Genomic DNA, 12373 nt, shown 5'->3' with positions numbered 1-12373 from the left:
TCAGGAGAAGTAGTAATGCGTAATTTTGATTTATCCCCACTATACCGCTCTGCAATTGGTTTTGACCGTTTATTTAATCTTATCGAATCGGGTCAGAACCAGGGTGGCGGCTATCCTCCTTATAATGTTGAATTGGTTGACGAAAACCATTACCGGATTGCGATCGCGGTAGCGGGATTTGCCGAATCCGAACTGGACATCACAGCGCAGGACAATATGTTAGTGGTCAAAGGCGCGCATGCACCGTCTGACGCTGACCGTACGTATTTATATCAGGGCATTGCTGAGCGTAATTTCGAACGCAAATTCCAGCTGGCCGAACACATTCAAATTAAAGCGGCCAATTTGTCGAATGGTTTGCTGTATATCGATCTGGAACGCATCGTTCCTGAAACGTCTAAACCACGGCGTATTGAGATCCGTTAAGCGTTTATAAAGACAACGCACAAATGAAAAAGTTTAGGCTCGCCGTCAGGGAGCTGAACCGTCACATCCAAATCGGGTGACGGATTAATTAATCTCGCTTCAAAGAAGGAGTTACACCATGCGTAATTATGATATTTCCCCATTACTTCGTCAGTGGATTGGCTTTGATAAATTAGCCAGCTCAATGCAGGGCGGCGATCAGGCTTTCCCTCCGTACAATATTGAGAAGTCTGACGACAATCATTACCGTATTTCGCTGGCACTGGCCGGTTTCCAGCAGAGTGACCTAAATATTGAAGTGGAAGGCCCGCGTTTAACCGTCAGCGGCACCCCGGCTCAGCAGGAAACCAAAGTAGAGTATTTGCATCAGGGGTTAGTGATTAAGCCTTTCACCCTGAGCTTCACGCTGGCAGAGCACATGCATGTGTCGGCCGCCGAGTTTGTGAACGGCCTGCTGCACATCAGTCTGGTGCGTGACGTACCCGAAGCTTTGCAGCCACAGAAAATTGCGATCGGCACCGAGAAACCTGCACTGGAGAATCAGTCAGCGTAATCCGGCAGCATAATCGCTAAAAATGAAAACAGGAGGGCATTTGTCCTCCTGTTTTTTTATGCCTGTCTCGCAGAAAAATTAATTTTCCGCGTGCGCTTTTTCGACTTCTTCCGCCAGAATTTTCACACCGCGTTCAATCTGCTCAGCGTCCGGCACGTAGTTCATGCGCATACACTGATGCGTGTGCGCCCACGGATGTTCCAGCCCTGGGAAGAAATAATCCCCCGGCACCATCAGCACGCCGCGCTGTTTCAGGCGCTGATACAACACTTCGGTAGTGATCGGCAGATCCTTAAACCACAGCCACAGGAAAATCGCGCCTTCCGGTTTGTGGATCAGGCAACGCTCTTCCGGCAGATAGCGGCGCAGCGTGGCGATGGTTTCCTGCACGCGCTGAGCGTAAAACGGCTTGATCACGTTTTCTGACAGCTTCAGCAGATCACCACGGGCAATCATTTCTGTGGCGATGGCTGGCCCTACGCTGCCCGGTGCCAGACTGATAATCCCGTTCATATTACTGATCGCACTGATGATTTTCTCGTCGGCAATCACGATGCCGCAGCGCGAACCCGGCAGGCCGAGTTTCGACAGGCTCATGCACAGAATGATATTTGGGTTCCACAGCGGCGTCGCGTCAGTAAACACGATGCCGGGGAACGGCACGCCATAGGCGTTATCGATTAATAACGGGATATCTTTTTGCTGCGCCAGGGCATCAAGGCGGATCAGCTCTTCGTCGGTAATCACGTTGCCGGTCGGGTTGGTCGGGCGTGAAACGCAGATCAGGCCGATATCATCGGTAATATTCAGATGATCAAAATCGACGTGATATTTAAACTGACCTTCAGGCAACAGCTCGATATTCGGCTTGGCGGAAACAAACAGATTTTCGTCCAACCCGGCATCCGCGTAACCCAGATATTCCGGGGCCAGCGGGAACAGCACTTTTGACATGCTGCCGTCGGCACGACGTCCTGCGAACAGGTTAAACAAATAGAAGAAGGCACTCTGGCTGCCGTTGGTCAGCGCGATGTTTTGCGCATCGAGCTGCCAGCCGAGTTCTTTCTGCAACATTTCTGCCAGTGCGTGACGCAGCACGTCTTTGCCCTGCGGGCCGTCGTAATTGCACAGCGCTTCGGTCAGCTTGCCTTCGGCCAGCATTTCCGTCAGCAGCGTCTGGAAATAATCCTGCATCTCAGGGATCTGCGCCGGATTACCGCCGCCCAACATCACAGCACCGGGTGTGCGTAAACCGTCATTCATATCGCCCATCAGGCGGGTAATGCCTGAAAAACGGGTAAATTTGTTACCGAAAGCAGAAAACGTCATAGAAAGCTTTGTATGTTATCGAAATGTGATGCCCACCATAACGCCTGAGGCAAAGCAGTGCAATCCGACCACGGGGTTTTGAATTGTCCTTCCCCTTCAAAATGACTGAAAGGGAAGGAAAAGGCAGGGGTTACTTTTTGAGAACGTCCGGATTCACACAGAACTGCTTAACATCCCCGTTCAGAGCGGCGATCAGGTTATCCACCGCGCAGGCCGCCATATCATAACGCGTCTGATGCGTCGCTGAACCGATGTGCGGCAGCGCCACCACGTTGGGCAGGCTCAGCAGCGGGGAGTCTTTCGGCAGCGGCTCTGTTTCAAACACGTCCATCCCGGCACCATAAATCGTGCCGTTTTTCAGCGCTTCAATCAGCGCCGGTTCATCAATGACCGGGCCACGACCGGCGCTGACCAGCACGGCGCTGGATTTCATTTTAGCCAGTTGTTCCTTGCCGATCAGATGGAACGTCTGTTGGGTCATGGGCAGCAGAACACAGACGAAATCAGATTTCTCCAGCAGTTCGTCCAGCTCACATTTGCGCGCGCCAAAACGCTCTTCTGCTTCGGTATGCTGACTGCGTGCGTTGTAAAGAATCGGCATATCAAAACCGAAATGCGCACGTTGTGCGAGCGCCAGGCCGATGCGGCCCATGCCAACGATGCCCATGGTTTTGTGGTGAACATCGATACCGAACCAGTCCGGGCCAACGTTTTGCGTCCATTCACCTGCTTTCACACGTTCGGCCAGATTCACGACGCGACGGGCCGTCGCCAGCACCAGCGCCATCACGGTATCGGCGACCGTATCAGTCAGTGCGGTCGGGGTGTGCATCAGCGGGATTTCACGACGCGTCAGTTCCGCGACGTCAAAATTATCGTAGCCTACGGAGCTGGTGGATACGGCACGCAGGCGCGGTGCATGATCCAGCAACTCTTTATCCACCCGCCCGCCAGAGCCCAGCAATCCTTCGGCGTTCTGCAATGCGTCTAAAACCTGCGCACGGTTTTCTTCAGTGATGTCATCAAATTGGGTGATGGCGAAATGCTGCTCAAGGCGTTGTTGCAGGTCAGCGGGTTGTTTCTTATACACAACAATAGACGGCTTCATCAATTACCACTCCCTCAGGTTAAGGAAACTTCTTTTTGTTTCATTTCAGATTGTCGCGGTTTGACCCGCAGGGTCAGCCCTGCGGAAACCCGTAGCGACACGGCCATAAAAATAAAGGAGGCTGGCGGGCTGTTTCATGGCCATTTCTCCTGATCAGGCATCAGAATTATTGACGCAGCAGTTCGACGTAGTAACGCGTCACGGCGGTCAGGTCTTCCCCTTCCAGCGGGAATTCGATGCCGCGCGGCACATCCTGAGGCAAAAGTTTTAGTAACGGTTCCCAGCTGCCGTCGCTGTTATCGAGCGCCACGGCGTGCCATTTTCCGTCGCGTTGCTCTGCCGCTTTTACGTGCACATAACCCACATGGCGCGCCAGACGTTCGGCGGCCGCGGTCGGATCCTGTCCCACCCACAGCCAGTTCGCCGTATCAAATGTCAGGCTCAGGGGCAGATGCAGGGATTCCGCCGCAAACGCAAAGGCATTGATGCGCGACAAAATTCCGCAATCGCTCGACTGGTCATTTTCCACTACCAGTTTGACGGTCTGAGAATCCAGCAGTACGCGCAACGGCGTCAGATCGGCACCGGGTTCAAATTCGCCCAGCGAGAATTTAATGGTACGAGCACCCACAACATGTGCTTCGGAAAAATACTGTTTTGCATCCGGATTCAGTTTCCCGCCTGCAATGAACAGCGGGAAGGGCACGGAGTAGACCGAAAACAACCCGTGGCGCTTAATGTTTTCCGCCAGTTCGGGCAGGGCGTCCAGATCCTGTTCGCTGAACAATTCACGACGAATTTCAACACCGTCTGCCTGTGCGTCTGCAATGATTGAAAGCAGCGCGGCCTGCCCGCCAAGGGCCTTCACCACGCTGTTTCCGTAAGCGGCGGTGACAATGACGACTTCTCTTTTCATGCGTGCGTATCCTGGTAAACGCGCCACTTCGGCGGCGCAGGCGATCAAATCCAAAACATCATTTTAGTAAAACAAACGGCAGTTGGAGACGTTGTTAATGTTTTGTTTCGTTTTATACAACCTAATTGGAACCGGTTCCAATCAACAGGGAAAAAGGCCAAAAACATGATCCCGCTCACGAAGAACGGGGCAGAGAACGGAGAAAAAAAGAATCAGCGCGCTGCCGTGGAACCACGTGCAATCAGCTCGCCGGAGAATTCCAGGTCTTTAACGGGATCTGTATTTCCCTGTATCCGCGCCACCAGCTGGCTGAGTGCGGCGACGCCCATTTCGTAGGTCGGTTGTTTCAGCGTGGTAATCCCGACGCCTGCCAGTTCGGCCCACGCCAGTTCATCAAAACCGGACAAACCGATGTCCTGCCCCCAGACAATCCCCAGCCGGCGCATGGCGCGCGCGACCTGCAATGTGAGCGTACCGTTCACACACATCACGGCTTTTCGTTTGTCGGAATGACGGGCAATAAATTCACGCAACATATTTTCCAGCGCTTCGGTATTCGAAATCTCAATTTCACACTGTTCGGCGATATGTTGCGGCGATTGCTGCATACGCTGGAGGAAAGTGCGCAGGCGCTCTAAACGGGTATTAATGGTGGCGGGTTCGCTGATGAACAGCAGGGCTTCAAAACCTTGTTGCAGAAGGTGATCTGTCATCATCTGTGTGGCTTCGACGTTGTTCAGGCCGATAACGTCGCAGGCGAAATTCGCGACTTTACGGTCGATCAAAACCATCGGTAAATTGGCCTGTTGCAGCGTGGAAATCGCCGCTTCACGCATGCCGACGGCGTTGACCACAATGCCGTCCACGCGGTAGCTGCTGAGTAATTGCAGGTAATGTTTTTCCTGATCAAGCTCGTTATTGGTGTTACACACCAACAGCGTCAGCCCTTCCTGGCGGCAGGCGGCTTCGACGCCGCGCATGACTTCAACGGAATACGGGTTAGTGATATCGGCAATAATCAGCCCAATCAGACGCGTCTGGCCGCTTTTCAGGCTGCGCGCCATCTGGCTGGGCTGATAATCGAGCAGGGCGATCGCCCGTCCGATGCGCTCTTTTAACGCGTCTGACAGCAGGTCTTTTTCACCGTTGAGATAACGTGAAACGCTGGTTTTACCCGTTTTCGCGGCGCTGGCGACATCACGTATCGTGGCGCGTACCGCTGCGCCCGGCTCCTGTTTTTTGCTCACAACCTTTCTCCCGTCATGCGTGTCCCACGGAGACTAGCACAGAGTGCCGAAAGGCTGCATCCGTTACTCAGCGCAAACCTTCTGCCGGTCTTGCCGCCGGAACCGCCTGTTTCTCCGGCCGGTTACTCAGCGTGAACGCAGAAATGATCGTCACGCTAAAGGCGATGCCGCCGAGGATCAGATAGGTATCGCTGAACCCGATACGGTCATACAAACTGCCGGCGAAAGCTGAAAGGAAAATCGCCGCCAGCTGTTTGGCAAAATTAAACCCGATCAGATAAATGGTCGCCGAGAACCGGACATCAAAAATCTGCGTGATGTATTTGAATACGCCGACCAGCAGGAACGGCACTTCCAGCGCGTGCAGCATTTTCAGCAGAATGACTTCGATGGCAGTCGTCGCAAATGACGAGCCGACAATGCGGATCGACATAATCGTCCCCGCCAGCAGCAGCGTATTTTTCGCGCCGATGCGGTTAATAATCCACGGCGAACAGAACATGATCAGCGCGTTACACAACTCGCCCGCGGTGGTCACGTAGCCGAACATTTCTGTGCCCTGCTGCGGTGAGGCAAAGAAGCTTTTGAAGAACGTGGCGAACTGCTGATCAAACACGTCATAGACGCAGGCGACGCCGATCACGTACAAAATCAGCATCCACAGTTTGCGTTCTTTCAGCAGCAACGCCGCCGTTTTCAGCGAGAATTGCGGCTGATTGGCACCGAGTTTATCCATCACCACGGCATTTTTGTTTTCCTGCGGACGGGAAACCAGCAGCAGAACCATCAGGATCAGCGCCGCACCGGAACCCATCCAGAACACGATATTCGGATTGATGTTAAACAACACGCCTGCGGTCGAGGCGCAAATCCCCCAGCCAAAACAGCCGAACATCCGCGCCTTGCCGTATTCAAAGGCACTGTTGCGGCTGACCCTTTCGATATAGGCCTCGGTTGCGCCGGAACCGCCCGCAAAAACGAAGCCGATATACGCGCCACCCAATATCGCGCCGAGCACGATATTGATTTTCAGCAGCGGGGCGAAGACATAAATAAAGAACGGTGCAAACAGGAAAAGCAGCACCGCGATAATCCATAGCAGGTGTTTTTTGAGGCCGAGCTTGTCAGAAATAACGCCAAAGAAGGGCTGAAACAAAATGGCAAACAGCGACATGCTTGAGAACACGATGCCGGTTTGCGTTTTGCTCAGGCCAATAACGTCAGATAGCCAGATCGGTAAAAACGGATAACAGGTCGCCATAATGAAGAAATACAGGAAAAAATAACTGCCAAATATCCAGAAGTTAGTATTTTTTTTATAGAAACAGCGGTCGGAAGTTTGTGTAGGGTTCATAGTGATTTCCTTGCCGAAACCATCAAAACCGGCACCTGAGTACCGGCGTTTTTTTCTTCTTTATTGAAAAACGTTAAACGCGCTCAAAACTCAGCAGCAGGGCGCTTTCCGGATCCAGCACCGGCAGCGTCAGCCCGGCGTTCCCCAGCCATTCACCGCTCAGCACCGGCGATTCATGCAGCCACGCCGGTTGCACGCGCATGGTGTGGCCGCTTCCGCCGCCCGCCAGCAATGCCGGTTCATCCAGCACCGTGACGCGATAACGGGCGTCCGCTTTCAGCCCCGGCACCCGCAGCGTTCCCGGCAATGACCAGGTCGGCATCGCGAGCTGGCTGATCAGAAATACCGCGCGATCGCCGCTGTCGCTGACCACGCCGTTAATCAGCATGGAATCGTCGTGACTGTCGACGCGGTACACATCGCCGCTGTGCAGCAAAGGCCGTAACTGCAGATGCAGCCGGGTATATTTCGCGAATCCGGCGCGTTCGGCTTCGCCTTCTTTCACCGGATCCAGCTCAATGCCCATGTGGCCGAACAGCGCCGTCAGGCCGCGAAACGCAATGCTGTGCTGGCGCGAAGTGGCGTGGCACAGCTTGTTACCGATATGCGAACCCATCACTTCCGGTGGGAAGAAATAGCTCATGCCGCGCTGAATTTTCTGCCGCTCCAGCGCGTCATTGTTGTCTGATGTCCAGAAACGGTGGCTGCGTTTCAGGACTTCATAATCGATACGTCCGCCGCCGGACGCGCAGGATTCAAACTCAATGTGCGGGAAGCGCTCGCCGAGGACGTCGAGCAGGCGATAAAACTGCTGCGTCTGGTTTGTCAGCGCCGCGCGGCCTTCATGCCCCGGCTGAACGATTTCGCGGTTCATGTCCCATTTCACATAATCCACGTCGTGTTCGCCGAGCAGCCAGCTCATACGTTCCACGAGATAATCAAAGACCTGCGGATTATTCAGATCGAGCACGAACTGATGACGGCCACTCGGTTGCTGATAACCCGGCAACGCCAGCAGCCAGTCGGGATGTGCGCGGTACAAATCCGAATCCGGGTTAATCATTTCCGGCTCGACCCAGATACCAAATTCCATGCCGAGTTTTTTGACATGGTCGATCACCGGTTTCAGTCCGTTCGGGTATTTCTTTTCGTCGAGATACCAGTCGCCCAGCGCGGCGCGGTCATGATCACGCCCGCGGAACCAGCCGTCGTCGATAATGAAGCGTTCCACGCCTAACGCGGCAGATTCAGTCGCCATCTGCATGATGTAGTCAGGGTCGTGATCGAAATAAATGCCTTCCCAGGTATTGAGATGCACCGGACGCGGTTTTTCCACCGGGAAGTGGACAATCTGCTCACGCACAAAGCGGTGAAACTGCTGGCTCATGCGGTTCAGGCCGCTGGCGGAATAACTGGCGTAGAGCCACGGCGTTTCCAGCGTTTCTCCCTGTTCGAGGCGTTGTTCACCTGGGAAATACAGGGCTTCGGCCTGTACCACACGGCGGCCATCGGTTTTGATATCTGCCCTCAGGCGATGATTGCCGCTCCAGCCCAGATGCATTCCCCAGACTTCGCCCTGTTCTTCGCTGAAACCCGGATGACCGATCATCACCGCCGGAAAATGTTCAGAAGAGGTTTTGCCGCGACGGTTTTCCTGAATGACACCGCCGTGATCCAGCAACGTGCGGTGCGGCTGAAACTCTTTGATCCAGCGGCCATGAAACGCCATCACTTCGGCGGCGCGCTCCGGCAGCGGCAGCGTAACGGCCAGACGTGTCAGCTGATACGTACCGGGTCTGAGGTTGGTCAGCGCATTTCGCGCCTGTAAAACGCCGCTGGCATCCAGATGCAGTTCACTGCGAAATTGCAGCCCGGCGATCGGGTCTTCGGTAGTGATCGTCAGCTGATTACCGTGGTGCCGGACGTCTGTCGTGTTAAACACCGGCGACCAGTCCAGGCCGTCGCGATGGCCTTCGACGCCCGGATTTCCGAACGAACCGCGGCCAGAATCGGCGCTGAGATTGACCGGTGCATCGACATCAATACGGCCATTGGGTACTGCGCGGCTCAGGGAGATCAGGTCTTGCGCTGAAAACTGGCTGAGGCGTTTTCCCCAGTAAACGATTTCGGCAAACGGCGTACAGCGCACGATCAGGCTGGTGTGCTCACTGGTTAAATGGACGGTCTGGTTTTCCATATTGTGACGACTCCACAAGGGTAAAATGCGGCGATAAAACGCGATTTTGTGGAGTAACTATTGATCCGAAACGTTTCGGATTGGAAATGAGACGGTTCAAATTTGTGATATAGGGTGGAAAAATAATTTAAAGGGGAAGTATCAGTGTGGTGGATGTGCGGTGACGCCCGCCTGCAATTCCGGTTGCCAGAGAACCTGCAAATTCTTCAGCGGCTCATTGCGGATCAGCGCCCGCGTCATCTCCGCAATTTGCAGCCCGACCGCTTCGCGCGTGCCCTGACGGACAGCCGTGACGGCGACGTCGGGCACGCTGTCGGAAGGTAATCCGTCAAAGATAATCAGCGAAACGCCGCCGCTGAGCAGCAAACCGGCTTCGTTTAACGCCAGCGCCGCGCCTTCGCCGTGCATATTGCAGTCGCAGACAATCGCCGTTGGCGGTTGAGGTAACGCCAGCAGCGCCTGCGTGGCCTGATAACCTGCACGGCGGCTGGGGCTGACTTTGTGCGCGTAATCCGGGTTAAGCGGCAGGCCGTTAGCCCGTAAACCATCGAGATAGCCCTGATGGCGCTGCCCGATAAACGATTGCTGATTGTTTTCGCCGAGAAAAGCGATGCGACTGTGACCAAGCGCGGCAAGATGATCGACCGCCATCTGCATACCGGCGCGGTTATCGAAATCAAACCAGGCGTAATCCTGCGTCAGACACTGGCTGCGCCCCAGCGCCAGAAACGGAAAATTACGTTGCTGTAAATCCAGCAGGCGCGGATCGTTATCCAGCGTATGCGCCACCAGCATGGCATCCACACGTTTACTTTCGATCAGCCGCCGCCACGAAAATGTGCCGAGTTCGTCCGGCACCAGCAGTAAATCAATTTCATATTTCGCCAGTTCGCGGGTAATACAACCAACCATTTCGATAAACGCGGAATTGCTTAAAGGGTGTGAAGTGAACGGGAAAATCAGCCCAACGGCGTCGATCTTGCCCATTTTCAACCGGCGGGCGAGAGTGTTTGGCCGGTAGCCACGTAAATCTGCCGCCGCCTGAACCCGCGCTTTGGTGTCTGCTGAAACGTCATCGTAGCCGTTCAGCGCACGGCTGACGGTAGTGACAGAGAGACCGAGATCTTTCGCGATAGCTTTCAGCGACATACTGATTTCCGTTGTGCAGAGTGGGGAAGATTCTTTGGCGGAGAATAGCATAAACGAAAAACGGAGCCCTGAGGCTCCGTTCATTTTTCGGATATTACTGCGATTACTGCATCGGGCTAAGGGTGATTTCCACGCGGCGGTTCTGCGCTTTACCGGCCTCAGTGCTGTTGCTGGCAATCGGATTATCCGGGCCTGCGCCTGTGGTGCGCACGCGGCTGCCTTCGACGCCCTGCGTGATCAGCGCGCTGCCCACGCCGTCAGCACGTTGCTGTGAGAGCTTCATGTTGAGCGCACGGGAACCGGTGCTGTCGGTGTAACCGACGACGTTTACGGCGGTTTTCGGATACTCTTTCAGTACCATCGCCACGCCGGTCAGCGTATTCGCGCCTGCCGGTTTCAGCGTGCTGCTGTTGGTGTCGAAGGTCACATTGTTCGGCATATTCAGCACGATATTGTCGCCCTGACGGGTCACGCTGACGCCGGTGCCTTTCATTTTGTCGCGCAGTTTAGATTCCTGCACATCCATGTAATAACCCGCACCGCCACCCAGCGCAGCACCTGCAGCTGCCCCGATCAGCGCGCCTTTGCCGCGATCGTGTTTAGAGGAAGAAAGCATGCCGACGCCTGCGCCGAGAGCGGCACCGATGCCCGCGCCAATGCCGGATTTACCCGCTTCTGATTCCCCGGTGTAAGGATTGGTGGTACAGGCTGAAAGGCCCATCGTTACACACAGCACGCCCGCAACCACTAGAAGTCTTTTGTTCATCGTAATTCCTTTCTGGATGTTTTTTTGTGTTCTTATTTCAGAACCTGACCGCTGCATTATGACTGCACGTTTTTCTGTAAGTTGCACATAAAAAGGTGTCAAAACATAAACAAATGCAACAGGCAGAGTTCAGCCCTGCGGCGTTCTGGCGCTCTTTATGCGCAATTTCGTGGCGTTAAGCAGTAGGAGAATTCCGGTTATCTGTTTTTGTATTTTTGCGGATTTTGGGAACTTATTCGGAAAGGGGCTGGTGCCAGCGGAGGATCCAGGTGGGCAGGTCGGTGCCGGGGTGACGGGTTTCGGCGGTGATCTCAAAGTTTTCCTTGCGATAGAACGCCATTGCACGGTGGTTTTGCTGATACACCTCCAGCAGCAGCACCGGATATTCCGCTTTGGCTGCCGCCATCAGACGTTGCGCGGTGCCGTCGCCGTAGCGGTTTTCTTCCACAAAAAGCGCGCCGATAAACTGCTGATTCAGCACGCCGATAAACCCGCTGATGTGACCTTCTTCGTCACACGCAACCCAGGTCCGGGCTTTGGGTAAAAAATCCTCCCGGACCATTTGCAGGCTTTCAATCCAATAGGATTGAGCAATAAAAGAGTGAGAGATCAGGGAGCTGTGCAGCCAGAGCACCAGAATGGCTTCGTGATCGGCAGGCTGCGCAAGGCGGATCATGACGGCTGATTCGCCGGGTGGCAGAAACAATAAGACTGATGATCGTTCACCAGCCCGGCCGCCTGCATAAAGGCATAACAAATCGTTGAACCGGTAAACTTAAAACCTTTCTTTTTCAGCGCTTTGGACATGGCGTCGGATACCACCGTTTTGGCCGGAACGCCTTCCGGGCCGAGCGGATTATTGATGACCGGTTGGTGGTTCACAAAGCTCCAGATGAACTCGGAGAAATCCTCGCCGCTGGCCTGCATGGCTAAATAAATCTGAGCATTCAGGATGATCGCTTTGATTTTTCCGCGATGGCGCACGATCCCCGCATCAAGCACCAGACGTTCGACGTCGTCGTCGGTCATTTTGGCGATACGTACAGGATCGAAATTGTGGAAGTTCTGACGGTAATTTTCACGTTTTCTCAGAATGGTTATCCACGAAAGCCCGGCCTGCTGGCCTTCAAGACACAACATTTCAAACAACTCACGGCCATCTTTGACCGGCACGCCCCATTCTTTATCGTGGTATTCGAGGTAAATCGGTTCTTTGGAAACCCAGCTACAGCGTGTCATCTCGTTTTCTCCTTAAAAGCGTGGCGTCCAGTGTGTGGGTTCCCGGATAACTCTGCAACGTCGCAATTTCACCCTGTCCGGAATACAGA

Annotated in this window: 12 protein-coding genes; 2 read left to right on the top strand and 10 right to left on the bottom strand. The window is 54.3% G+C overall.

From position 1 onward, the window contains the following. Positions 1 to 15 precede the first annotated feature (15 nt). Both ibpA and ibpB read left to right on the top strand, forming a co-directional pair. Positions 16 to 426: a small heat shock chaperone IbpA gene (gene ibpA / locus BV494_RS16640; protein WP_104923856.1), complete on the top strand. Its 411-nt coding sequence runs from the start codon at positions 16 to 18 to the stop codon at positions 424 to 426. 118 nt (positions 427 to 544) lie between these two features. After that, positions 545 to 979: a small heat shock chaperone IbpB gene (gene ibpB, locus BV494_RS16635; RefSeq protein ID WP_104923855.1), complete on the top strand. Its 435-nt coding sequence runs from the start codon at positions 545 to 547 to the stop codon at positions 977 to 979. Between the two features lie 78 nt (positions 980 to 1057). Here ibpB and BV494_RS16630 read toward each other — a convergent pair whose 3' ends face one another. From BV494_RS16630 to BV494_RS16585, 10 genes are all read right to left on the bottom strand, one after another. Next, positions 1058 to 2308, bottom strand: coding sequence for a valine--pyruvate transaminase (locus BV494_RS16630; protein ID WP_104923854.1), 1251 nt, complete (start codon positions 2306 to 2308; stop codon positions 1058 to 1060). A gap of 130 nt (positions 2309 to 2438) precedes the next feature. Beyond that, positions 2439 to 3416: a glyoxylate/hydroxypyruvate reductase GhrB gene (ghrB, locus tag BV494_RS16625; protein ID WP_104923853.1), complete on the bottom strand. Its 978-nt coding sequence runs from the start codon at positions 3414 to 3416 to the stop codon at positions 2439 to 2441. Between the two features lie 166 nt (positions 3417 to 3582). Next, on the bottom strand, positions 3583 to 4332 hold the full coding sequence (locus BV494_RS16620) for a sugar phosphate isomerase/epimerase family protein (protein ID WP_104923852.1): 750 nt from the start codon (positions 4330 to 4332) through the stop codon (positions 3583 to 3585). Positions 4333 to 4544: 212 nt separating this feature from the next. Beyond that, entirely contained in the window at positions 4545 to 5579 is a 1035-nt protein-coding gene (locus BV494_RS16615; RefSeq protein ID WP_104923851.1) for a LacI family DNA-binding transcriptional regulator, read from the bottom strand. A 67-nt stretch (positions 5580 to 5646) separates the two neighbouring features. Further along, the gene (locus tag BV494_RS16610) at positions 5647 to 6933 is read right to left on the bottom strand and encodes an MFS transporter (protein WP_104923850.1); all 1287 of its coding nucleotides are present in this window, start codon (positions 6931 to 6933) and stop codon (positions 5647 to 5649) included. A 73-nt stretch (positions 6934 to 7006) separates the two neighbouring features. After that, positions 7007 to 9130 (bottom strand): alpha-galactosidase, encoded by a 2124-nt coding sequence (locus BV494_RS16605; protein WP_104923849.1) that lies wholly within the window; start codon positions 9128 to 9130, stop codon positions 7007 to 7009. 141 nt (positions 9131 to 9271) lie between these two features. Next, the gene (locus tag BV494_RS16600) at positions 9272 to 10279 is read right to left on the bottom strand and encodes a substrate-binding domain-containing protein (RefSeq protein WP_104923848.1); all 1008 of its coding nucleotides are present in this window, start codon (positions 10277 to 10279) and stop codon (positions 9272 to 9274) included. Positions 10280 to 10382: 103 nt separating this feature from the next. Beyond that, the gene (locus BV494_RS16595; protein ID WP_104923847.1) at positions 10383 to 11045 is read right to left on the bottom strand and encodes an OmpA family lipoprotein; all 663 of its coding nucleotides are present in this window, start codon (positions 11043 to 11045) and stop codon (positions 10383 to 10385) included. 232 nt (positions 11046 to 11277) lie between these two features. Continuing rightward, complete coding sequence (locus tag BV494_RS16590; RefSeq protein ID WP_104923846.1) at positions 11278 to 11721, bottom strand: N-acetyltransferase; 444 nt, start codon at positions 11719 to 11721, stop codon at positions 11278 to 11280. After that, a complete protein-coding gene (locus tag BV494_RS16585) occupies positions 11718 to 12284 on the bottom strand; it encodes a DNA-3-methyladenine glycosylase I (protein WP_104923845.1) in 567 nt (188 codons plus the stop codon). Before BV494_RS16585 ends, BV494_RS16590 begins: the two co-directional genes overlap by 4 nt. Positions 12285 to 12373 lie beyond the last annotated feature (89 nt).

Source organism: Rahnella sikkimica, assembly GCF_002951615.1.
Taxonomy (GTDB): Bacteria; Pseudomonadota; Gammaproteobacteria; order Enterobacterales; family Enterobacteriaceae; genus Rahnella; species Rahnella sikkimica.
Note: the sequence above shows the minus strand (reverse complement) of the source record. Positions and strands in the feature narration are given on the sequence as shown.

Excerpts from the sequence above, each read along its gene's own strand:
- BV494_RS16610 (WP_104923850.1), bottom strand. The coding sequence starts at position 6,933 with ATGAACCCTACACAAACTTCCGACCGCTGTTTCTATAAAAAAAATACT.
- ibpB (WP_104923855.1), top strand. The coding sequence starts at position 545 with ATGCGTAATTATGATATTTCCCCATTACTTCGTCAGTGGATTGGCTTT.
- BV494_RS16600 (WP_104923848.1), bottom strand. The coding sequence starts at position 10,279 with ATGTCGCTGAAAGCTATCGCGAAAGATCTCGGTCTCTCTGTCACTACC.
- BV494_RS16620 (WP_104923852.1), bottom strand. The coding sequence starts at position 4,332 with ATGAAAAGAGAAGTCGTCATTGTCACCGCCGCTTACGGAAACAGCGTG.
- ibpA (WP_104923856.1), top strand. The coding sequence starts at position 16 with ATGCGTAATTTTGATTTATCCCCACTATACCGCTCTGCAATTGGTTTT.
- BV494_RS16630 (WP_104923854.1), bottom strand. The coding sequence starts at position 2,308 with ATGACGTTTTCTGCTTTCGGTAACAAATTTACCCGTTTTTCAGGCATT.
- BV494_RS16585 (WP_104923845.1), bottom strand. The coding sequence starts at position 12,284 with ATGACACGCTGTAGCTGGGTTTCCAAAGAACCGATTTACCTCGAATAC.
- BV494_RS16605 (WP_104923849.1), bottom strand. The coding sequence starts at position 9,130 with ATGGAAAACCAGACCGTCCATTTAACCAGTGAGCACACCAGCCTGATC.
- BV494_RS16590 (WP_104923846.1), bottom strand. The coding sequence starts at position 11,721 with ATGATCCGCCTTGCGCAGCCTGCCGATCACGAAGCCATTCTGGTGCTC.
- ghrB (WP_104923853.1), bottom strand. The coding sequence starts at position 3,416 with ATGAAGCCGTCTATTGTTGTGTATAAGAAACAACCCGCTGACCTGCAA.
- BV494_RS16595 (WP_104923847.1), bottom strand. The coding sequence starts at position 11,045 with ATGAACAAAAGACTTCTAGTGGTTGCGGGCGTGCTGTGTGTAACGATG.